15 protein-coding genes are annotated in these 22,008 nt (G+C 72.6%); 12 read left to right on the plus strand and 3 right to left on the minus strand.

The features are described 5' to 3' along the window. Positions 1–72 precede the first annotated feature (72 nt). The 4 genes from ACTIGN_RS31135 to ACTIGN_RS31150 all read left to right on the plus strand — a co-directional run bounded on the left by ACTIGN_RS31135 (position 73) and on the right by ACTIGN_RS31150 (position 2,961). Positions 73–765: a hypothetical protein gene (locus ACTIGN_RS31135; protein ID WP_439631302.1), complete on the plus strand. Its 693-nt coding sequence runs from the start codon at positions 73–75 to the stop codon at positions 763–765. A gap of 101 nt (positions 766–866) precedes the next feature. Further along, a complete protein-coding gene (locus ACTIGN_RS31140) occupies positions 867–1,847 on the plus strand; it encodes a DUF1559 domain-containing protein (protein ID WP_439631304.1) in 981 nt (326 codons plus the stop codon). A gap of 171 nt (positions 1,848–2,018) precedes the next feature. Then, the gene (locus ACTIGN_RS31145) at positions 2,019–2,456 is read left to right on the plus strand and encodes a carboxypeptidase-like regulatory domain-containing protein (protein ID WP_439631306.1); all 438 of its coding nucleotides are present in this window, start codon (positions 2,019–2,021) and stop codon (positions 2,454–2,456) included. A 28-nt stretch (positions 2,457–2,484) separates the two neighbouring features. Continuing rightward, entirely contained in the window at positions 2,485–2,961 is a 477-nt protein-coding gene (locus ACTIGN_RS31150; protein WP_439631308.1) for a hypothetical protein, read from the plus strand. Positions 2,962–2,971: 10 nt separating this feature from the next. Here ACTIGN_RS31150 and ACTIGN_RS31155 read toward each other — a convergent pair whose 3' ends face one another. Together ACTIGN_RS31155 and ACTIGN_RS31160 are read right to left on the minus strand one after the other, a co-directional pair. Then, positions 2,972–3,454, minus strand: coding sequence for a response regulator (locus tag ACTIGN_RS31155; protein ID WP_439631310.1), 483 nt, complete (start codon positions 3,452–3,454; stop codon positions 2,972–2,974). A gap of 326 nt (positions 3,455–3,780) precedes the next feature. Next, positions 3,781–3,972, minus strand: coding sequence for a hypothetical protein (locus ACTIGN_RS31160; RefSeq protein ID WP_439631312.1), 192 nt, complete (start codon positions 3,970–3,972; stop codon positions 3,781–3,783). 223 nt (positions 3,973–4,195) lie between these two features. On the opposite strand from ACTIGN_RS31160, the gene ACTIGN_RS31165 reads away from it, so the two are divergent. The 8 genes from ACTIGN_RS31165 (at position 4,196) to ACTIGN_RS31200 (ending at position 21,189) form a co-directional block, all read left to right on the plus strand. Continuing rightward, positions 4,196–7,711, plus strand: a complete 3,516-nt coding sequence (locus ACTIGN_RS31165) for an AAA family ATPase (RefSeq protein ID WP_439631313.1) — start codon at positions 4,196–4,198, stop codon at positions 7,709–7,711. Between the two features lie 505 nt (positions 7,712–8,216). Then, on the plus strand, positions 8,217–9,608 hold the full coding sequence (locus tag ACTIGN_RS31170; RefSeq protein ID WP_439631315.1) for a DUF1501 domain-containing protein: 1,392 nt from the start codon (positions 8,217–8,219) through the stop codon (positions 9,606–9,608). Between the two features lie 21 nt (positions 9,609–9,629). Next, positions 9,630–11,030, plus strand: coding sequence for a TolB family protein (locus tag ACTIGN_RS31175; RefSeq protein ID WP_439631317.1), 1,401 nt, complete (start codon positions 9,630–9,632; stop codon positions 11,028–11,030). A gap of 3 nt (positions 11,031–11,033) precedes the next feature. Further along, positions 11,034–12,212 (plus strand): TIGR02996 domain-containing protein, encoded by a 1,179-nt coding sequence (locus ACTIGN_RS31180; RefSeq protein ID WP_439631319.1) that lies wholly within the window; start codon positions 11,034–11,036, stop codon positions 12,210–12,212. Positions 12,213–12,790: 578 nt separating this feature from the next. Then, the gene (locus ACTIGN_RS31185) at positions 12,791–13,165 is read left to right on the plus strand and encodes an RNA recognition motif domain-containing protein (protein WP_439631321.1); all 375 of its coding nucleotides are present in this window, start codon (positions 12,791–12,793) and stop codon (positions 13,163–13,165) included. 441 nt (positions 13,166–13,606) lie between these two features. Beyond that, positions 13,607–14,635, plus strand: coding sequence for a hypothetical protein (locus tag ACTIGN_RS31190; protein WP_439631323.1), 1,029 nt, complete (start codon positions 13,607–13,609; stop codon positions 14,633–14,635). A gap of 421 nt (positions 14,636–15,056) precedes the next feature. Further along, the gene (locus tag ACTIGN_RS31195; RefSeq protein ID WP_439631325.1) at positions 15,057–17,519 is read left to right on the plus strand and encodes a discoidin domain-containing protein; all 2,463 of its coding nucleotides are present in this window, start codon (positions 15,057–15,059) and stop codon (positions 17,517–17,519) included. 256 nt (positions 17,520–17,775) lie between these two features. Continuing rightward, positions 17,776–21,189 carry a cation-translocating P-type ATPase family protein gene (locus tag ACTIGN_RS31200; protein WP_439631327.1) on the plus strand — a complete coding sequence of 1,138 codons (3,414 nt, stop codon included), beginning with the start codon at positions 17,776–17,778 and terminating at the stop codon, positions 21,187–21,189. Positions 21,190–21,206: 17 nt separating this feature from the next. On the opposite strand, the gene ACTIGN_RS31205 is transcribed toward ACTIGN_RS31200, so the two are convergent. Next, on the minus strand, positions 21,207–22,008 hold an 802-nt coding region (locus tag ACTIGN_RS31205), incomplete at its 5' end, for an RNA methyltransferase (protein WP_439631329.1).

The raw sequence follows: 22,008 nt of genomic DNA on the forward strand, positions 1-22,008 counted from the left end.
TGCGGAGCGCCTCGCGGACCCGGTCCGGGCATTATACTTCAGGCGGCCTGTCTGACGCGGTGGGAGAACGCGATGACCGAAGCGGAGTGGCTGGCGTGCGGTGAACCGCAGCGTTTGGTGGGGTCGCGCCGGAGCCGGATCACCGATCGCAAGGCCCGGCTGTATGCCTGCGCGTGCTGCCGCAGCATGTGGCACCTGTTGACGGACGAAAGAAGCCGCCGCGCTGTTGAGACCGCGGAACGCTTCGCAGACGATCAGGCAGACGGCAACGAACTCACCAACGCGGCGGTCAGCGCCCGCGAGGCCAGACAGGCAGCGCTTCAGGCGAGCAACGCGGGACGAGAACCGCTCGGTGAAACGTTCACCCACGCCGCGTGGGCTGCATGGGTGACTGCCCACGAGGTGCTCGCTGCCACGGACGCTCTCCCCGCGTTCTTGTCGGCGTGTTCTCTCGCCTCCCGGCGGCCTGCTGCCGGGCTCGGCGGCCGCGCCCAGTTCAAGTCAATGTGCGCCGACATATTCCGCGACATCTTCGGCAACCCGTTCCGGCCCGTCACCTTCGATCCGGCGTGGCGCACGTCAACAGCGGTCGCGATCGCGCGTGGGATGTACGAGTCGCGAAACTTTGATGCGATGCCCATTCTCGCGGACGCGCTGCAAGACGCCGGGTGCGAGGACGAGGCGGTCCTGACGCACTGCCGCGAAGCGTCGCTCGCGCACGTCCGCGGGTGCTGGGTCGCCGATCTGGTTCTCGGGAAGAGTTGATGAGACGGCGGGGCACGCACGGAACGCGAGAACGTCACGGTTGACACGCCGCGATAATGCGGCGATAGTTGAAGCGGCTTCATATCTCCCGGAGGCCCGCCGTGTCACGTCACCGTCGTCGGTCCGCGTTCACGCTCATCGAGTTGCTGGTCGTCATCGCCATCATCGCGATCCTGATCGGGCTCCTGCTGCCGGCCGTGCAGAAGGTCCGCGAGGCCGCGGCCCGCACCCAGTGCGGCAACAACCTCAAGCAGATCGGCCTCGCGCTCCACAGCCACCACGACGCGATCGGCGGGTTCCCCCGCGGCGGCACCCAGTCGCCGAAGGGTGATTACTACGGCCACTCCTGGTGGGTGCTCACGCTGCCGTTCATCGAGCAGGGGGCACTGTTCAGCCAGTTCGACATCAAGGGTCAGCACAGCAACCACACCGGGCTCGTCTACACCGGCCGGAACGAGTACAACGGTTCGCTGCTCTCGGGCAAAAACCTGGCGATGATGCGGTGCCCCTCGTCGCCGCTGCCGGTGTGGGTTATGACCACGAACACCCCGGCCCCGGGCGTCCTGTCGCCGACGTACACCGGCATCTCCGGTGCGGTGAACCACTCGACCATGCTCAACCGCGACTCCGAGTCCTACGAGCACAGCGGGATCGGGCAGATCTCGCGGGGCGGGGTGCTCGTTTCGCACGAGGACCGCCGCATCGCAGACGTGACCGACGGCACGTCGAACACCGTGATCGTCGGGGAGCAGAGCGGGTGGTGCGTCAACTCGTCAGGGGCGAACGTCAACTGCCGCAGCGACTTCGGCCACAGCTTCGCGATGGGGCCGGGGCGGGCGGCCGAGAACCGGCACTGGAACCTGACCTCGGTGCGGTACCGCGTCAACGACCGCGCCTGGGAGAACAAGGGCGTCGGCGACACGTACTACGGCCAGAACCGGCCGATCCAGTCGGCCCACCCCGGCGGGGCGATGGTCCTCATGGGCGACGGCGGGGTCCGGTTCGTCGGCGAGTCGGTGCCCCTCGCCACGCTGTACAACCTCGCCAACCGCAACGACGGCCAGGTCGTCGGCGACTTCTAACGACGGGCCGTTCCGTCAACGTGCTGCCGAGGCACGCTTGAAGTGGCTGGCGGGCCGCCACGGAGGGCCGCCCCTACCAGAGATTTGGCTCTGGGTTTGTCGGGGCCGCCCTCCGTGGCGGCCCGCGTGAGGCCAACGACTCCGCGCCCACCTCCCTTGCCGGTGCCCCCGATGCCTCGCGCCATTTCCCTCGTCGCACTGCTCGCCCTCGCCGCGGCCGGGTGCGACGCGCAGAAGCCCCCGGCCCGCGGCACCGTTCGCGGCCGCGTCACGCTCGGTGCGAAGCCGGTCACCGGCGCGACCGTCCTCTTCACGAACGCCGAGACGGGCGTCGCGATGAACGCGCCGCTCGACCGCGACGGGCGGTACGAGGTGAAGTCGCACCTTGGGGCGGGGCTCCCCCCGGGAAAGTACACGGTAGCGGTGACCCCCGGCGGGGTGATGACCCCGGATGAGGAGGGGCCGCTCGCCGGCGACGCGAAGGCGGCCCGTGCGAAGTTGCCCGCGACGCCGGTGCCCGATAAATTCCACAAGGCCGAGACCAGCGGCCTCACCGTCGAGGTGAAGGAGGGCGACAACCCCCCGTTCGACTTCGCCCTCGCGCCCTGACCCGCGCCCGGAGAGCGGAACCCGCGCCATGACGACGTTCCGCCGGTTCTGCCTGCTCCAGGCGCTCATGTTGTGGCAGGGCGGCTTCCTCTTCTACACGGCCGTGGTGGTGCCGACCGGCACGCGGGTGCTCGGGTCGGGCGCGGCGCAGGGCGTCATCACGGCGCGGGTCACGGACTGGCTGAACGTTGCGGGCGTGCTCGGGCTGGCGGCGTTCGCGTGGGACCTGAACTACACCCGCGACCGGAACCCGCGGCGCACCGCGGCCCGCTGGTGGTGCTGGGCCGCGGCGCTCGTGTGCCAGTGGCTCCTGTGCTTCGCGCACCAACTCCTCGATGCGTTCATGGACCCGGACCGCACCCGGGTCGTCAACCGCCCGCTCTTCTACCCGGTCCACCGCGTCTACCTGTGGGCGAGCACGGTGCAGTGGGCGGTGGGCTTGCTGCTGGCGGCCCTGACGCTCGCGGCGTGGCGCGCCGAGGACCGCGAGAAGAGGCCCGCGTGACGCGCCGCCGTCACGCCGACCACTCGGTGACCTGCCCCCAGCCCGTGCGGCGGCCCGGCTCGGCCCCGTTCGAGACGAGGTCCTCGTGACCGCGGTCGGTCGCGTCGCGGCCCACGTTGAGCACCACCGCGCCCATCTCCGCCGCGGCGGCCGCGTTGCCGCGGTGCGTGACCGTGGCCAGCACGCAGCACCGCAGGGTCGGGTGCCGCTCGCGCAGCTTCTGGAACAGCTCGGGGGCCGGCGTCCCGGGCAGGTCGGCGTCGCACACCAGGAAGTCGATCCCCACGGGGTGGCTCCGGGCGATCTCGAATGCGTCCGCACCGTCGGCGGCCGTCCACACGTCGTACCCGAGCCCCTCCAGGTGGTGGGCGAGCCCGATCCGGTTGTCGAGGTCCGCGCAGGCGACCAGCACCCCCGTCGGGTGGGAGGCCTCGGGGAACCAGTTGAAGAACCCGAGCGTGTGCGAGACGTGGTACAGATTGGTGGCGGTCATTCCGTAACTCCAGCGAGAGGCAACGCGGTCCCGCCCGAGACTACGGGCGGGGGAGTTGGGCGACAGGGATCGCTCGCCAGAAGCGGGGCGCGGGTTGGGGCCGCGCCTGTGACCTGTTCCGCGAGGGCGATACCGGGATTCGGCGTGTCGCGCGTCGCCGGTGGATGGCCGTGCGGACGGGTCGGGCTTCTGCGTCGTCGTGAAGGGCTTATCTGGGAGTGTACGCGAGGAGGGGCCGCCGGGGGAAGCGAAAAATCCGAGCCGCCGTCAGAATCCGCCGGCCCGCACTCGTCGCACGGGCCGGCGCTCGTGGGCGGGAAGTGCCGTCAGGGAACGTCGATCGCCGCGACCGGCGGCGGGGGCGACGCGTAACTCGTCTCGTGCCGCAGCGCCTCGGGGACCGGGCCGACGTAGCCGCCGATGCCCGCCCCGTAGTTGTTCCCGCCGACCCGGAACCCGGTCGCGCAGCCGGCCGGCAGCAGAGCCGCGAGGGCGAGAGTGACGAGTACCTTTCGCATCGGAGCCTCCGTATCTTGAAGCGGCCGGTTCGACCGCGGTGCGAGGGGGTAATGCACCCGGTGTGCCGCGCGGCCGCTGGCAACTCAGCACACCCGGCGCCGAGCGCCGGCCTGAACGGGTGGTAGGGGTCGCGCCGCGCCGGTAGTGTGGAAGGGCCGAACCCGCACCCGCGCCGCGGCGTCCGTGAGGGGTGCCGGTCACCCCGCGTCGCCCGAGGTCAAGATGGCAGCCGAGATCGCGTTCCCGGTCGGGCTGGTGTACCGCAAGGTCGGGCCGGGGGCGGTGCTGGCCGAGGCGCTGTTCTACCCCGAACTGTCGCGGCTCGCGGCCAACCGCGCCCTCGCCGCCGGCGCCGTCCGCCGCAACCTCATCGACCTCGTGTCGGCGCTCCCGTCCGGCGACCTGATCCGCCGCCGCCGGGCCACCAGCGGCCGCGACCTCGCGTTCACGCTGCTCCTCGACCCGCCGCGGGCCAACGAGGCGTGGCGCGACCCGCTCGAACTCACGTTCCACGCCGCCGTGTGGGACCACCCGCGGCCGGTCACCGAACCGCAGCACGCGGCCCCGCGGCCCGGGGCGGTGCTCGCCCGCGTCGCCGAACTCGGCATCGAGGTCATCGCCGCCGCGACCGACGACCTCACCGACGTCCTCCGCCGCGAGACCCTCTCGGCGCTCCGCCGGATGAACCTGTCGGTGAGCCTGCGGGCCCTCGCGCCGGTGCAGGCGACGCAGGCGTTCGGGGTCGAGTGGACGCAACTCCCCGTGCGGGTGCCGTCGCTCAAGGACCGGGCCATCCGCTCCGAGACCGAGGGGGACGCCAGGCAGTCGCTCCTCCAGCAGATCGCCACGCAACTGAGGGGAACCGCGGAGCCCGCCTACGAGGCCGAGGGGACCGTCGACGAGGTCGAGAAGGCGCTGACCGCGAACCCGCCGCAGAGCGTGCTGCTCGTCGGCCCGAGCGGCGTCGGCAAGACCGCCGCGGTCCGCCAGCTCGCCCGCCGGTGGGCCGCGGTGGCGGGCCGGCCGCCGGTGTTCCTCACGAGCGGCGCGCGGATCGTCGCCGGGCAGACCGGGTTCGGCATGTGGGAGCAGCGGTGCCAGGACCTCGTCAAGGAGGCCACGAAGCGGCGGGTCGTGCTCCACGTCGGCGCGCTCGTGGAACTCATGGAGGTCGGCAAGAGCGAGCACAACCACTCGGGCATCGCCACCTTCCTGCGGCCGGCGATCGCCCGAAGCGAGCTGCTGTGCGTCGCCGAGGCCACGCCGGAACAACTCCCGCTCATCGAGAAGCAGGACCCGCAACTGCTCGACGCCTTCCGGCACGTCACCGTCGGAGAGCCGACCGGGGCGAAGGGGCGGGCGATCCTGAGTGCGTTCGCGGCGGCGTACTCACTGCCGACCGTCGTCGCCCAGGAGGACGAGAAGAAGGCGCGGCGGAAGCGCCTCCGGCGGCGCGCGCTCGAACGCGCCAAGCGCCCGAAGCCGGTCCCCGCGAACGCCGGGACCGCACCGGCACCGGAGCCCGAGAAGCCCCGCACCCTCTCCCCGGAAGGGCTCGCGGCCATCGACCGCCTGCACCGCCGGTACGCGACGTACTCCGCGTACCCCGGCCGGCCGCTGCGGTTCCTCGAGAACCTGCTCCGCGACGGGCCGCGCGAGTCGGCCGTCACCGAGGAGGAGGTGTACGCCGCGTTCACCCGCGAGACCGGCCTGCCGCGGGCGGTGATCGACCCGGCCGTTCCCCTTGATGTGGCCGACACGCACAACTGGTTCTCGGCCCGCGTCGTCGGCCAGGGCGACGCGGTGAACCTCGTCGTGGACCTGCTCGCGACCGTGAAGGCCGGGCTGACGCGGCCGAACCGGCCGATCGCGTCGCTCCTGTTCATCGGGCCGACGGGCGTCGGCAAGACCGAGATGGCCAAGGCGCTCGCCGAGTTCCTGTTCGGCTCGAAGGACCGGCTCACCCGGTTCGACATGAGCGAGTACGCCGACCCGGTGTCGGTGCGGCGGCTCGTCGGCGGCGTGTTCGGGAGCGAGGGGCTGCTCACCGCGAGGGTCCGCGAGCAGCCGTTCTCGGTGCTGCTGCTCGACGAGGTCGAGAAGGCCCACGGCTCGTTCTTCGACCTGCTGCTGCAGGCGCTCGGCGAGGCCCGGCTGACCGACGCGGGCGGCCGGCTCGCCGACTTCCGCAACACCGTGGTGATCCTCACGTCGAACCTCGGCGCGGAGTCGTACCGCCGCGGGGCGACCGGGTTCGTGCCGTCGGCCCCGGGGGCCGGCGAGGCGACCGACCACTTCACCCGGGCCGTCGAGCAGTTCCTGCGGCCCGAGATGTTCAACCGCCTCGACCGAGTGGTGCCGTTCGCGCCGCTGGCCGCCGGCACGATCCGCCGCATCGCCGACCGCGAGTGGCAGAAGGTGCTGAACCGCGACGGGGTCCGGTTCCGGGAGGTGAAGCTGGCGACCGCGCCGGGCCTGCTCGACCACCTCGCGGCGGTCGGGTTCGACCCGCGGTACGGGGCGCGGCCGCTGAAGCGGGCGATGGAGCGGGAGCTCCTCGCGCCGCTCGCGAAGCAGATGAACCGACACCCCGGCGACACCCCGCTGACCGTCGACGTCGGGATCGACGCGGGCGCGCCGGTGGTCGCGGTGCGGCCGGTGCAGGGGCCGCGGGGCCGGTCGAACCGCGAGCCCACCGGGCCGGCCGGGAAGCTCGCCGCCGCCGCGCAGGCCATGCGCCGCTGGCACCAACTCGTCGCCACGTCGTCCACGGTCCGCGAACTGGACAACGAGGTGTACCAGCTCGCGCTCGAGGAGCAGCGGGTCTACCAGAAGCAGCAGCGCGGCAAGAAGGTGACGGCCCAGGACGCCGACGCGCTCGCGCGGCTCGGGCGGCTCCGCGAGGTCGCCGACGAGGTGAAGCGCCAGCGCGACGCCGCGGTCGCGCTGGAGGACGACACCGTCATCGCGTTCCACGACGGGTTCGAGCCGACCGACGACCTCGCGAAGCGGCTCGCCGACGGCACCCGCGACTGGGACCGCCTGCTGCTGCGGCTCTACGGCCTGAACGCGCCGCCGAACGACAGCGTCACCCTGGCGCTGTTCGCCGAGCACCGCGGGCACCTCACCGAACTCGCCGCCGCGTACCGCACGGTCGCCGCTTCCGCGGGGCTGAGCGTCCAGGTGGTCCGGTACGACCTGCCGAACGACCGCACCGACGGCACGCCCCCGCCGCCGCGCCCGTCTCGCAGCACGGCCGACGGGCCGCCCCCGACGGAGTGGCACCGCGACCGGTTGTTCGCCATGAACAGCGGCCCGCCGAAGGTGCTGCTGACACGCACCGCGCTCGACCCGGCCCGCCCGCACGACTACCACGCCGACGGCACGCTCGGCCTGGCGCTGACGGTCTCCGGCACCGGCTCGCACGTTCGCTTCTGGGGCGAGAGCGGGCTGCACGCGATCCGCACGCCCGACACCGCCGACACCGGGAACCCGGACGTGCTGGTGTTCGTCGCGTCCGCGGCGCTGCTGGAGTACCGCCCGCCCGAGGCCGTCGTCCGCAAGGGGCTGCTGAAGGACCGCGAGACCCGCCGCGAGTACGACGTGGGCAAGGGGACGATGCGCGACTTCCCGCTCGACCGCACCTGGACCGGCCTGCACGGCCACCTCACGAACTGGGTCGAACCCGCGGTGACCGCGAGCATGCGGCTGCGACTGCTGAAGCTGATCGTCGAATGACGGCGCGGCGTGCGGAAAAGGCAAGAAGCGATGGCCCGCGGAGGACGCCGACAGAAGACAGGAGTGAAGACGGATCAGACAGAGAACAAGAGCCGAGAACCGGTGGCGTGCGGGACGAAGGCCAGGTGATTGGTAAGCGTCATGTGGCTCGGCCCCCTCACCCGCGACTCGCAGAGCCTCGTCGCGACCTCTCCCCCGAGACCAGGGGAGAGGTGTGCTCGCGGCGCAGGTGTCGGGCTTCTGGGACGCGCCCTTCACCCCACCTCGCCCCCGGTCTCGGGGGAGAGGTCGCCGCGCTTCGCGGCGGGTGAGGGGGAACCACCTGCACCCGAACCCGAACACGCGCGACGTTCCGCCATCAGTTCGGAACACGGTCCTGTCCGATCCCCTTGATCCCGTCTTTCATCCGCGTCGTCCGCGGGCCATCGCTTCCCGCCTTGATTCGCTTGTGCCGCGCCGCGGGCGTGGGATAATGCGCCGTCCCACCGGACCGGAGTGCCTCCCCATGCTCCTGATCGGCGAACAACGCGGCCGCACCTGTCGCGGGCCCCACCGCCGGGCGGTCCTCCAGGCCGGGGCGTCGTCGGTCCTCGGGCTCGCGCTCCCGGACCTGCTCCGGGCGCGCGCCGCGGGCGAGGTCGCCGCACCCGCAAAGGCCGTCATCCTCCTGTGGCTCTGGGGCGGGCCGAGCCAGCTCGACACGTTCGACCCGAAGCCGAACGCGCCGCTCGAATTCCGCGGGCCGTTCGGCACCGTCCCGACGCGCATCCCGGGCGTGCGGTTCTGCGAGCTGTTCCCGAAGCTCGCCGGGCTCTCCGATACGTTCTCGTTGGTCCGCACGCTGGTCTCGCAGTCGAACGACCACGGCATCGCCGGCACCATCGGACTCACCGGAAGCGGTGCGGGCGGCACCGGCCTCGACGGCAAGCCGCTCCCGGGCTCGCCGCGCCCGGCGCTCGGTTCGGTCGTCGCGAAGGCGATCTCCGTGGCGAGCCGGGAGCGTAAGCGACCGGAGGGGAGCTTGCACCCGTTCTTCGTGGTCGGCGGGAAGCTCCACCAGGGGAAGAAGCCGATCATCGGCGAGGGCGGCGGGGTGCTCGGGGCTGCGTGGGACCCGTTCCGCCTGGAGTACGACCCGGCGAGCGGCACGAAGGTTCCCGCACTCCAGTTGCCGAAGGAGCTCACCCCCGAGCGGATGGCCGACCGGCAGAAGCTCCTCACCGCGTTCGGGCAGATCGAGGCCCGCGCCGCGGAGGTTCACGCCACCGGCCAACTCGACGCCTACCGGACACGGGCGCTGGCGATGCTCACGTCGCCGAACGCGGCGGGGGCGTTCGACCTGTCGAAGGAGAAGCCGGCGCTCGCCGACCGCTACGGCCGCACCCGGTTCGGGCAGTCGTGCCTGCTGGCCCGCCGGCTCGTCGAGTCGGGCGTACCGTTCGTGCAGGTGAACTGGAGCGACCACGTCGAGGCCGAGGAGGACAGCGGCGACGGCGGCTGGGACCACCACTACCGCAACTTCCAGATCATGCAGGACCGGCACGCCGCGTGGCTCGACCAGTCCGTTGCCGCACTGCTGGCCGACCTCAAGGACCGCGGGCTGCTCGATACGACGCTGGTGCTGGCGGTCGGCGAGTTCGGCCGCGAGCCGAGGGTGAACGACAAGGCCGGCCGCGAGCACTGGCCCGGGTGCTACAGCGCGCTGCTCGCCGGCGGCGGGGTGAGGGGCGGCCGCGTGGTCGGCACCAGCGACGCGAAGGCGGCCCACCCGGCCGACACGCCGCTGACCCCCGCCGACCTGAACGCCACCGTGCTCCAGCAGGTCGGCCTCACGAGCGAGCAGGTCACCGGCCTCGGCCTCGCCCCCGCCGGCCGCCCCATCGACGAGTTGCTGTGACCGCCCCGAAGAGGACCGCCCGTGGCCCAGATCGCGATCGCCGTCACCGACCCGGCCGGGAACCGAGCCGCGGTGACCCTCGACAACTACACCCAAGTGCGGACCGCTCTGTCCGCCTGCGTCAAGCAACTCGGGTTGCCCACGCAACTGAACTACCACCTGTTCCCGGCCGGCACGCGCGCGAAACTCGCGGTCGAGAAGACCCTCGTCGCGGCCGGCGTGCGGCCCGGGTCGGAACTGGCCCTCGCGCCGGTTCGCGACGTGGTGTTCGCCACCGTCACCGAGCGACTCTACGCCGAGGCGCGCGACCTCGCGCGGCGGGAAGACTGGGACGCCGCCGGCGAGCGGTTCGGCCAACTGCTCCGCGTGTTCCCCGACCACCCCGACCCCGACGGCCTCCGCGGCAGCGTGCCGGTCAGCGATGCCGCCCCCGCCGCTCCCCCGGCCGTAACGCCGGCCCCGGTCCAGCGCCCCGCACCGGTGCCGCAGACCCCGCCGGTCGGCACGGCCGAACCGCGTCGCCAGCCGGCCGCCAGCAAGGGGGGCGGGTGCTTCGGTGCCGTGCTTGCGATCGTCTGTCTTCCCCTCTGGGGTCTCGGCGTTCGCTGCGCTGAGCCCGCTCCGCTTCGCCTCACGACCGACGGCAGCTTCAAGCAGCACCTCCAGTGGTCGCCCGACGGCAAGACGCTCCTGCTCACCCGCATCCACCAGGGGAAAATGGCGCTGTGGACGCTGCCCGCCGCCGGCGGCGAGATGACGCGGCTCCTCCCCGAGCACAAGGAGCCGCACTTCGACGGGCACTTCTCCCCGGACGGCAAGCGGATCGTGTACGTCTACGACAACCTCCAGGGCACCGACGGAAAGCTCCGGATCAACGTGTGCAACGCCGACGGCAGCGACGACAAGACGCTCGTCCCGCACGCGGCGATGGAGGAGTCCCCGCGGTGGAGCCCGGACGGGAAACAGGTGCTGTGGGTCTCGACCCGCGGCAAGAACCCGGACCTGTACGTGGTGGACGCCGACGGGAAGAACGAGAAGCGGCTCACGAGCGACCCCGCACCCGACCTGCACCCGGCGTGGAGCCCGGACGGGAAGCGGATCGCGTTCAGCAGCGGCCGCAGCGGGCGGCAGAAGGTCCACGTGATGGCCGCCGACGGGGGCGACGTGAAGAAGCTCACCGGCGGCGAGTTCCTCGACGCCTGGCCCGCGTGGCGGCCCGGCGGCAAGCAGATCGCGTTCACCTCGAACCGCTCGGGCGATGCCGACGTCTGGCTGATGATCGCCGACGGGACCGGGCTCGTGAACCTGACCGGCAACCCGGCCCAGGACACGGGCCCGGCGTGGAGCCCGGACGGCACGCGGCTCGCGTTCGTCTCCACCCGCGACGGCGGCAGCGACGTCTACGTCACCGGGGTGAAGTGACCCATGTCCGACGGGGTTGCACTGCGGCGGGCGGTCCTCGCCGAGCCCGACGAGGACCTGCCGCGGCTCGCCTTCGCCGACTGGCTGGACGAGAACGGCCGGGCGGCCCGTGCGGAGCTGGTCCGCGCCCAGATCGAGGTGGCACGGGCCGAGCCGTTCGCCCCCGCCGCCCGGGCCGCGGCCGCCCGCGCCGGGGAGCTGCTCGACGCGCACGGGACCGAGTGGCGGGGCGACTTCCGCGCCGCGGTCCAGGAGAGCCTCGGCGACGACGAGGCGGTCCACGTCAGCGGCACCCTCGCCGCGCCGCTCCCGGGGGTGGTGCGGGTGCAGGTGCAGTTCGAGCGGGGGTTCATCGGGCACGTCGCGCTGCAATCGGACGTGTTCGTCCGGGTCGCCGACGCGGTGTTCGAGGCCGAGCCGGTCCAGTCGCTGCGGATCGAGCGCACCCCGGGCCTGCCCGACGCCTGGGAGTCGCTGGAACCGGTCTTCGAGGTCGGGCACCTCGCCCGCGTCCGCCGGCTGGAGTTCGCGCCACGGACCGAGTTCGTCCACGACGAGTACGTCGCGATCCTCGGCGCAGCGCACCTGGGCGGGCTGACCGACCTCGTGATCCGCGAGTGCCCGGTTCAGCCGCCGTGGGTGGTCGACCTGCTCCGCGGCGGCGCGCTGCCGGCGCTGCGGGGGCTGGCCCTCGTCGACAACCCGCACCTCGGGTCGGCGCTCACGGCCGGCCTCGCCGCCGCGAACCACCGCGACCTCCGGCGGCTCGACGCGTCGGGCGTCGTGCTCAGCGCCGACCAGTTGCGGAACGTGCTCACGAGCCGGTGCCTGCGCCGCGTCGCGGAGCTGCGGCTCGGGTGCGCGTCGCGGCCGGGGAGCCCCGGACCGCTGTTCCACGTCAACCCGGGCTGGGTCCTCCCGCTCGACCACCTGGTCGTGCTCGACCTGAACGGGCAGCGGCTCGGCAACAGCAACGTGGGCGAGATCCTCCGCCAGCCGGCGGCCGCGGCGCTCCGGTGCCTCGGGCTGGCCCGCAACGACCTCGACGCCGGCGTCGTCCGGGCGTTCGTCGAGTCGAAGCACCTGAACTTGAACCACCTCGACGTGCGGGGCAACGGCTTCACCCCGTCGAACCTCGCTGCGCTGCGGGGCCGGTTCCCGGGCGCCGTCGTCCAGGTGTGATTCCGAATCGGGTGGATCAGTTGCTCCTGGTGGGGCAGGCATTCTTGCCTGCCTCCAACCGCCTCACGAGGCAGGCACGAATGCCTGCCCCACCAACAAAGAAACGAATCCCTGCGGTTCGGTATGAGTGCTCTCACTCGGCTGTGTGTCCGACGCCCACGCACGACGCCTCACCGAGGGACCCGAGGGCGACGTCCTGGTCCCCCGCATGAAGCTCGGCGACGCCGAGTCGGTTGACCGCTGGCTCGGGAGCCTCTGTACAAACACACCGGTGCGGACGGGTTCACAGGCCAAGCGTGCAACTGGGCGGTCGAAAGGGAGCCGGTCCGAGGCCCGCCCGGAACACGTCCGCCGTTGCCTCCTCCGACCTCCCACGGGACGAAACCAGTTCCCCCCCTCGGCCCCTTCCCGACCTCAGGACGGAACCGCGAGCCGCCGGGGCCCGCTGCCGACAACGGATAAATTCGACAAAAGTTCTCGCGATCTGCTTTCCCCGCCTGTACCATGTTCTTGTGGGCGGTACCCGCCGACCCGCGTTCGCCAGTGTTCCGGGCCTCACAACTGTCAGGGTCAGCTTCGTGGCACACAACTTGTACGTCGGCAACATGTCGTTCTCAACGACCGAAGACCAGCTCCGTGAATTGTTCTCCCAGTACGGGACCGTCACCAAGGTCCAGGCCGTCATGGACCGCGAGACCGGTCGCCCCCGAGGGTTCGCCTTCGTGGAGATGAGTGACGGTGGCGACGCCGCCATCCAGGCCCTGAACGGCACTCAGTTCGACGGCCGCGCGCTCACCGTCAACGAGGCGAAGCCCCGTGAGGGCGGCGGCGGCGGCGGCCGTGGTGGCTACGGCGGCGGCGGCGGCGGCGGCGGCCGTGGTGGCTACGGCGGCGGCGGCGGCGGCGGTGGTGGCTACGGCGGTGGCGGCGGCGGCGGCGGCCGTCGCTACTGACCCACCCGGCGGCGGCACGGTGTGATCAGGGGAACCTGGTTTGCAACCCGTCCCAACCGCCCCAGATTCGCGGTCCGAGCGCAGTAGAAGATGGTGGTGGCGCGTTACAGGCCACCACCGTCATGGTAATCCTGGATTTCTCGCGTTTCGCGGACTTCGTCCGGTGAACCGCGGCGGCCAGGAAGTCCAGCACCCGAAGCTTCGGACCCGAGCGTTCGAAGTTCACATCCTCTCGGGCGCACTCAAAGCAACCTTTTTCTGGCGTAAGCAGCCCCGACTTCCACTCGACCCGTTCGATTCGGTGCGTTCAACGGCAGCTACGCGGCCCGTCCGGACCCGTTTCGTTCCACCCGACCCAGCCGCGCGGCGTATAGCAACGGGTACCCGGGTTGACCCCGTCCCCTTGATCGCGCCCCGCTCGCGGGTTCGTGGGAGGAACGTTTGGCCGCGCCCGACCCGCACCGCCCCGATACCGTCCCCCAAGAGTACGCCGCGTGGCGACGCCGGACGCTCGCCGCGGCCCTCGCCGCCTTCGCTCTCGCCTTCGCCCTGCACGGCACGATGGCGGAGATGCGGGTCGAGTTCGGGGCCGAGCCGCCCTCGCCGTGGTTCGTTCTCGGGCTCGTGGCGGTCGCGGTCGGGGCGTTCGCCCCGGGGCTCGCGGGCGGGTGCCTGGCGCTGGCCGCGCTCGTGTCGTGGCGGCGGCTCCGGCGCTCGTGCCGGCTCGCGCGGGCCGCCTGGGTCGTCTGGGTGCTGGGGCCGCTCCCGGTCCTGCTCGTGCCGGTCTCGGCCCTCTTCAACCTGGACCCGGCGGACGCGCTGCGGACCTCCACCCACCAGGTCCGCTACCTGGTGCTGGTCACGGCCCCGGCGTTCTTCGCCCTGCTCCCCGGGGCGCTGAAGGCGGCGCTGGTGCTGCTGCGGTTCCTCCCGGAGTCCCGCGCCCCGGGCCAGATCACCCTGCTGGCCGCCCCGGCCTGCGTCGCCGCGTACCTCCTCCCCATGGGGGTGCTCGCGCAGGTGGCGTTCCACACCGAACTGTACGCGGGCCTGCTGCTCCTCTCGTGCTCGCCCGTCGTGCCGCTGCTGGCGGTCCGCCGGCTCCTGCGCCGCAACACGCCCGAGCAAGCGGCCCGCCTCGTCCGGGCCATCGGCCTCGGCCAGACCGCCCTTGCGGTCGCGGGGGCGGTCGTGCTCGCCCGGTGGGTGGCCGAGCACCCGGTGCTGCTCGAGTGGGTCGGGCACGTGAGCCCCGCCTGGGTGCTGGGCGCCGCGGCCAAGGTGCTGGCGAGCAAGTGGCTGACCACCGTGGTCGTGACCGACCTGCTGGTCGCGGTGCTGCACCGGGAGCGGGAGGCGGCCCGCGCCCTGGCCGGCACCGTCGCGGGGGAGACCCTCGCCAGAAGGCTCGACGCCCTGGGCGAGGCGCTGCGGCCGGCCGCCGCTCCCCCTCGCCCACCGGCGAAGTGACGCCCGGAGCGGTCAGCGGAACCCCGCTCGTCACCCGGGCTTCACGGCCGTGCCCGTGCTCACCGAGTCCACCGCCGGCGACTTCCGCACCCTCGCGGAAGCGAGTCAGCTGCCGACGCCCGAGCGGCTCACGCGCGGCTCCCAAAATCGGTAAAGAATTGTTCGGCAACGGTACTCAACAGCACCGAGACGGGTTCAAGCTAATACCCGTCGGCCTCCGGGCCTCGCGACCCGTGCCCTACCCCCCGCCCGCGCCGCCGAAAAGTGATGCGGGGCGTGACCCGGCGCGCACCGCGGCGACTTCCGCGCCGGGGGGCAAGGGCACGTCGACGCGAGCGCGCTGGACGAGCCGACACGCGGCGACCGGACCGGGGCCCGTGCCCGTGTGGGCGGTTCCCCTCAAACCCGCAGGAACGGGATCATGCACTCACGCCTCGGCAACCGGAGCCGCCCAGGGATCGTGGCGATCGGTCTCCTGATCGGCATCGCAAGCTCCTGCGCTGCCGCCGACGAGCCGGGCGATCACGACGCCCTGGACGTTCGCCTGACGCACAAGACGATGACGATGCGCGTCGGGTACCCGGCGGTCGTCCTGCCCGGAGACGCCTTTCCTTCGGTGGAACTGGTCTCGCGCGCGAGGGACGCGGGCACCCTGGACGGAGAGGTCGTTCGCGAGGACGACGGAGTGGCCGTCAAGCGGGTCGCGGCCCAGGAGCTCCGGCCGGGGCAGAAGGCGACTCTCGCGTTCGAGGGGAAAGCCGGCCCCGGGCGCTACCGGCTGACGCTCCAGTTCGTGACCGGCGACCGGCCGGTGTTCCGGGACGCCTACTACTTCTCGGTCCTCGACCCCGCCGGACTTCCCGAGGGCTACAGCCTCGTCGCCCACCCGGGCAAGGACGGCCGACTCGTTTACACGCCCGACTACCGCGGCAACCGCATCCCCGACTTCTCCACGGTGGGCTACCTGGGCGGGGACAAGGAGATCCCGGACGTGCCGGTCAAGGTGACCCTGGCGCCCGAGCCCGGGGACGCGACCGCACGGATCCAGCGGGCGATCGACCAGGTCTCCGCGCTCGCGCCGGACAAGGAGGGCTTCCGCGGTGCCGTGCTCCTGAAGAAGGGGGTGTACGAGGTCGGGACCCTGAAGATCAAGGCGAGCGGCGTGGTGGTGCGCGGCGAAGGCCCGGGCAAGGACCGCCGGGTGCCCCTCCTCGACCCGGCCGCGGGCCTCAGCCGCGACGCGTTCCTCCGGGCGCTCGCCGACCCGACCGGGACCGTTCTGGTCACGGGCCGCCTCCCCTTCAGCGTGGCGGGGGCCGGCGGGGTAAGCGTGCGGAAGGAGCCGGCCGCCGAGGTCCTCGACTCCTACGTCCCGGTCGGGGCCGTGACGTTCAGCGTCCGGAACCCGGGCGACTTCCGCGCGGGCGACAAGGTGCTGATCCAGCGGCGGGGGAACGAGGCCTGGGTGAACGCGATCGGCATGGACCGCATCCCGGGCAAGAAGCCGTGGCCGCCCCGCGACACCGGCTTCGAACGGGTCGTCACCGCGGTCGCCGGCGACCGGCTCACCGTCAACGCCCCGATCGTCACCGCCATCGAGAAGCGGTGGGGCGGCGGCAGTGTCTCGCGGTACGACGACCCCGGCCGGATCAGCCGCGTGGGGGTCGAGAACCTCCGGATGATCCAGTACTGCGCCGCCGACGCGAAGGTCGGGCTCGGGAACGTTCGCGGGGCCGCCGTCACGTTCGCCAACGTGACGGACGCGTGGGTCCGCGACGCCGTGGCGGAGCACTTCTACGACAACGGTGCGATCGTGCTCGGCGCGCAGACCCGGAACATCACGGTCCGGGACTCCAGCATCCTGCTGGCCGACGAGAAGTACACCGAGGGGTACGTCCCGCGGTACGGCTTCAAGGTGGGAGAGGGTGGACGCGCGACGCTGCACCTGGTCGAAAATTGCTACGCCCTGAACTGCCGCCACGCCTTCTACGTCGACCACCAGGTGACGGGGCCGAACGTGTTCCACAACTCCACCGGCGAGAAGGACCTCACCAACAGCGAGCCGCACCACCTCTGGTCCAGCGGCGGGCTGTACGACAACGTAAACGGCAGCGTCGCGCTCATGAACCGGTTGACCTACGGCAGCGGCCACGGCTGGGCGGCGGCCAACTACGTCGCGTGGAACACGCGGGGCCGGCTGATCTGCGAGCGACCGCCCACGGCCCAGAACTGGGCGATCGGCCACGTCGGGTTCCGGCTGCAGGGGCCGTTCCACGACTGGCGGCCGCCGAAGGACGAGGCCTACGACGGCGGCGGGCACGGGCACTGGGACCTGTACCGCAACCCCGTCCGCATCGGCGTCGAGGCCTCCGACCACGAGTTCACGAACGTGCCCGAAGGGACCCTCGACGACCACCCCTACGGGTACTGGATGACGGACCGCCGAAACGCGTGGATCCAGTACGACCTGCGGCGGCCGCAGAAGGTGTCGGCGCTCAAGATGTCCTTCCCGACGTTCTCGCCGTACGTCGACGCGAAGAAGCGGGACCAGCCGCCCCCCGAGCGGGACCGCGTGTACCTGTTCGACATCGCGGTGTCGGACGACGGGAAGACCTGGCGAACGGTGCACAAGGACGGCAAGGGCGCGGCCGGGGGGCACGACGTGCTCCGCACGTACGAGTTCCCCGAGGTCGAGGCCCGATACGTCCGCGTCGTGGCCAAGGGCTCGGACGTGGGCAAGACCGGCCGCGAGGGCAGCACCGTGTTCCACCTGAGCCGGGTCCGCGTCCTCCCGGAACCTCGGTTCGACCCGGTGAAGGCCGTGCCCGAGGTGAAGCCCGCGAGCCTGTTCCGACAGCAGGTCAAGGAACGCGCCCCGCGGTAGGCGGCACCCGACCTCATCTGAAGCCGGCTCTGAGCGGCGGCCCACCACGGTCGGGCCGCCCGGGCACGACACCCGGTCGGGGCGACGGTCGCGAAGGTCGCCAGCTCGCTCCTCGCGGGCGCGAACTCGCCGCGCCTGGCGGTCGCGCCGATCGGCCGGCACTGAGGCGCGCTTGCCGCGTCCCACGCTTCGGATTCGCGTAACACCGCGGCCGGGCGCTTGACCCGAAGTGCCGCCGGCGTAGCCTGACCGCGTCATGCACCGCGAAGTCTCGCACGCCGACGACCCGTTCCGCTCCGACTCACCGCTCGGGCTGTACCTCCTCACCGCCGTCGTCGGCACCCTCCTCGGCATCGACCTGTACCTGCAACTCGCCGACTGGCTCGGCACCCGCGGCGTCGCGGCCTACACCTGGAACCCGAGGCCGTTCGGGCTGCGGTACGCACTCGCCGCGGCGGTGGTCGGCGGGGCGCGGGTGCTCTACGGCTCGCTCGAAGCGCTCTTCGAGGGCCGGGTCGGGGCCGACCTCGCGCTCGCGGTCGCGTGCCTCGCCGCCATCCTCATTGACGAGCCGCTCGTCGCCGCCGAGGTGGTGTTCATCGGGCTCGTCGGCGAGTGCCTCGAAGCGTTCACCTTCGCCCGCACGCAGAACGCGCTCGGCAGGCTCGCGGAACTGTTCCCGTTGCGGTGCTGGGTGCTGCGCGACGGGGCCGAGGTCCGCACGTTCACAACCGACGTCATCGTCGGCGACCGGGTCGTGGTGAAGGCCGGCGGCCGCGTGCCGGTGGACGGCGCGGTCACCGACGGCCGCAGCGCCGTGGACACGAGCGCGATCACCGGCGAGAGCCTCCCGGTCGAGAAGGCCCCGGGGGACGAGGTGCTGGCAGGGTGCGTCGTGCAGAACGGGTCGCTCACGGTCGAAGCCCGCAAGGTCGCGCAGGACACCGTCGCCGGCCGCGTGATCGCGCTGACCGCCGCGGCGCTCAAGGACAAGGCCCCGCTCCAGTCGCACGCCGACCGCCTCGCGCGCTACTTCCTCCCGGTCGTGCTCGCGCTCGCGCTGCTGACGTTCGTTGCGAACGTGTACCTCAACGCGAACGCGGCCGTCGCCCTGGGCCAACAGAAGCCGTCGCTGAAGGTCGCGGCCCGGCTCGCGACGTTCCCGGCGCTGGCGGTGCTGGTCGTCGCGTGCCCGTGCGCGCTGATCCTCGCGACCCCGGCCGCGGTGATCGCGGCGCTCGGCCGGCTCGCGGGCACGGGGGTGCTCATCAAGGGCGGGTCGGCGCTCGAGCGGCTCGCGGGGGTGACCGCGTTCGCGTTCGACAAGACCGGCACGCTCACCGAGGGGAAGCTCGAACTCGGCGACGTGCTGCCGCTCGGGGGCGCGGCGGCCGACGACGTGCTCGCGGTCGCCGCCGCGGCCGAGCACGGCAGCGACCACCCGATCGCCCGCGTGATCCAGGCCGCGGCGCGTGACAGGGGGCTGTCACTCGGCGAGGCCGGTGACTTCCGCGCGCACCCGGGCGGGGGCGTCAGCGCGACCGTCGCCGGCCGTGCGGTCGTGGTCGGCACCCGGCGGTTGCTCGAAGAACAGGGAGTCGCCGTTCCGCCCGAGGCCGTCGCCGCACTGGAGCGCCTCGACGGAGCCGGGCAGACGTCGCTGATGGTCGCGGCCGGCGGCGCGGTCCTGGGGCTGATCGGCGCGCGCGACAAGGTCCGCCCCGAGGCGGCCGAGGTGCTCGCGGAACTGCGGGCGATGGGGCTCGCGCCCGTCGCGCTGCTCACCGGGGACCGAGCCGCCGTCGCGCAGGCCGTCGCCGAGCAGGTGCCGGTGACCGAGGTCCACGCGGAACTGCTGCCGGCTGACAAGGCCGAGTGGGTCACTCTCTTGCCCTCTCCCCTCGCGGGAGAGGGTGCCGCGAGTCTTCGAGCGGCGGGTGAGGGGGGAGCGGCACGAGGGGGTGAGCTACACCCCTCACCCGGCCGCGAAGCGCGGCCACCCTCTCCCGCAAGGGGAGAGGGCACGCACAGAAACCCGGGGGCGGTGGCGTTCGTCGGCGACGGGATCAACGACGCCCCGGCGCTGGCCCGGGCCGCGGTCGGCATCGCGGTCGGCTCGGGCACCGAAATCGCGGCCGAGGCCGGCGACATCGTGCTGATGGGCGAGCCGCTCCGGCCGCTGCCGCTGCTCGTGCGGTTGTCCCGCGAGACGGTCCGCATCATCCGCCAGAACATTATCGTGTTCGGGTTCGGGGTGAACGTCGTCGGCATCGTCGTCACCGGCTGGCTGTGGCCGCTCCTGGGCTCGTCCGACGAGTGGACCAAGAAGGCCCCGCTCGCCGGCGTGCTGTACCACCAACTCGGCTCGCTCCTCGTTCTGCTGAACTCGATGCGGCTTCTCGCGTTCGAGCGGACCGCCCCGACGAGCACCGTCGCCCGCGTCCGCGAGGGCGCGAAGCGGCTCGACTCGTGGCTCGCGCGACTGTCGGTGGACGACGCGCTGCACGGACTGCTCCACCGCTGGAAGGCGATTGTCACCGGGCTGTCACTGCTCGTGCTGGTCGGCTGGCTCGCGACCAGTTTCACGGAAGTCGCCGCGGACGAGGTCGGCGTCGCGCAGCGGTTCGGCCGCCCGGTCGCGGACCTCGCCCCGGGGCTCCACCTCCGCTGGCCGTGGCCGGTCGAGACCGTCGCCCGGCTCCGCCCGTCCGAAGTGCGGACGGTGGAAGTGGGCTTCCGCTCGCTCACCGACGAGCAGGTGAAGGTGCTCGGCAAGCAGGCGAAGGGGACCGCGAACACCTGGGCCAGCGGCCACGCCGACGACGTCGCCCGGCTCACCGACGAGGCCGTGATGGTCACCGGCGACGACGACCTCGTCGAGGTGCTGGCGACCGTGCGGTACCACGTCTCGGACCCGCGGGCGTTCCTGTTCGGCGTGCGCGACGCGAACGCACTGGTGCGCTCGGAAGCCGAGTCGGTGCTGCGCGAGGTGGTCGCGGCCCGGCGCTTCACGGACGTGCTCACCACGCGCCGGGCCGCCGTCGAGGCAGACGCGCTCGGGCGGTTGCGGCGGCGGCTCGAAGGCGTCGCACCCGGGGGCGTCGGCGTCGCGATCGACGGGTTCACGCTGCACGACGTTCACCCGCCGTCGGGCGTCGTCGAGTCGTACCACAAGGTCGCGCAGGCGGCGCAGGAGCGGGACCGGATGGTGAACGAGGCCGAGGCCGACGCGATCCGCACCCGCCGCCGCGCCGACGAGGCCGCGACCCGCGTGCTGAAGCAGGCGGGCGCCGCGGCCCACGCGAAGGAGGAGGCCGCACGGGCCGACCGCGACGCCTTCCTCGCGTGGCACCTGGTCCGCAACCAGCTCGCGCCCGACGAGGAGGCCGCACTCGCCGCCGAGCGCGACCGGCGCACCAAGGCCGGCGAGGACGCGGCGGCCGTCGGCCGCGACCTCGACGCCCGCCGCGCGAAGGTGCTCGCCGAGCGCCGGTTCCTGATCGAGAACCACCTCGCGGTGCAGGCGGTCGTGGACGTGTTGCGGCTCCGCGACAAGGTCATCATCGACGCACCGGACGTGCCCGCCCGCCGCAACATCTTCCTCGTGGACCCGGCAATGAGCGGCCTCCCGTCGCTCCTCCCCCCGCGGACCGCCGACAAGGAGCCGTAGTCGGCCCGCGACGTGCGCTACGCCCCGTCGCTCGGCTTCTGCTGGCTCGCGACCCACAGGAGCTGGCGCGCGAGGCCGTGCAGCATCCGCACCTCGGCGGGCGTCGGCATCGACCGGCCGATCAGGTGCCGGACCGCGTGCATCAGCGTGTCCTGCCGCTCGCCGAACAGGAACCCCACCGCCCGCAGCCCGTCCCGCAGGTGCTCGAACATCCGCTCCTGGTCCGCGTGCGGCGCGACCGCCGGCCCCGCCGGGGGCGAGTTCCGCTGCTCGCTGACGCGGGCCGACCACGCCTTCCGCAACTCGTAGCAGCACACCGCCACCGCCTGCGCCAGGTTCAGCGACGAGAACTCCGGGTCCACCGGGACGTGGAGCATCCCGTGGCACCGGCCGATCTCCTCGTTCGACAGCCCGTGCGGCTCCGGGCCGAACACGAGCGCGACCGGGCCGCGCTCGGCGGCGTCGAGCAGGCCCGGCACCAACTCGGCCGGCGTGCCGATCGTCCCGCGGCGCGCGACCCCTGACGTGAGCGCGGACGTGGCGAGGGTGAGCACGCAGTCGGCGACCGCGTCGCCGAGGTCGGGGACGATCCGGGCCGCTTCGAGCACGGGCAGGCCGTGCGTCGCGAGCCGCACCGCCTCGGGGTTGTTCACGCGGGCGTAGGGCGCGACGAGGACGAGATCGGAGAGCCCGAAGTTCCGCATGGCGCGGGCGGTCGAGCCGAGGTTGCCGGCGTAGTGCGGGCGCACGAGCACGACGCGGCAGCGCGAAAGAAGGGTGTCCGACATGGGACCATGATAGCGGAGACGGGGCGGGCCG

Source organism: Gemmata sp. (genome assembly GCF_051859125.1).
GTDB lineage: Bacteria > Planctomycetota > Planctomycetia > Gemmatales > Gemmataceae > Gemmata.

Excerpts from the sequence above, each read along its gene's own strand:
- ACTIGN_RS31135 (WP_439631302.1), top strand. The coding sequence starts at position 73 with ATGACCGAAGCGGAGTGGCTGGCGTGCGGTGAACCGCAGCGTTTGGTG.
- ACTIGN_RS31145 (WP_439631306.1), top strand. The coding sequence starts at position 2,019 with ATGCCTCGCGCCATTTCCCTCGTCGCACTGCTCGCCCTCGCCGCGGCC.
- ACTIGN_RS31150 (WP_439631308.1), top strand. The coding sequence starts at position 2,485 with ATGACGACGTTCCGCCGGTTCTGCCTGCTCCAGGCGCTCATGTTGTGG.
- ACTIGN_RS31155 (WP_439631310.1), bottom strand. The coding sequence starts at position 3,454 with ATGACCGCCACCAATCTGTACCACGTCTCGCACACGCTCGGGTTCTTC.
- ACTIGN_RS31160 (WP_439631312.1), bottom strand. The coding sequence starts at position 3,972 with ATGCGAAAGGTACTCGTCACTCTCGCCCTCGCGGCTCTGCTGCCGGCC.
- ACTIGN_RS31165 (WP_439631313.1), top strand. The coding sequence starts at position 4,196 with ATGGCAGCCGAGATCGCGTTCCCGGTCGGGCTGGTGTACCGCAAGGTC.
- ACTIGN_RS31170 (WP_439631315.1), top strand. The coding sequence starts at position 8,217 with ATGCTCCTGATCGGCGAACAACGCGGCCGCACCTGTCGCGGGCCCCAC.
- ACTIGN_RS31180 (WP_439631319.1), top strand. The coding sequence starts at position 11,034 with ATGTCCGACGGGGTTGCACTGCGGCGGGCGGTCCTCGCCGAGCCCGAC.
- ACTIGN_RS31195 (WP_439631325.1), top strand. The coding sequence starts at position 15,057 with ATGCACTCACGCCTCGGCAACCGGAGCCGCCCAGGGATCGTGGCGATC.
- ACTIGN_RS31200 (WP_439631327.1), top strand. The coding sequence starts at position 17,776 with ATGCACCGCGAAGTCTCGCACGCCGACGACCCGTTCCGCTCCGACTCA.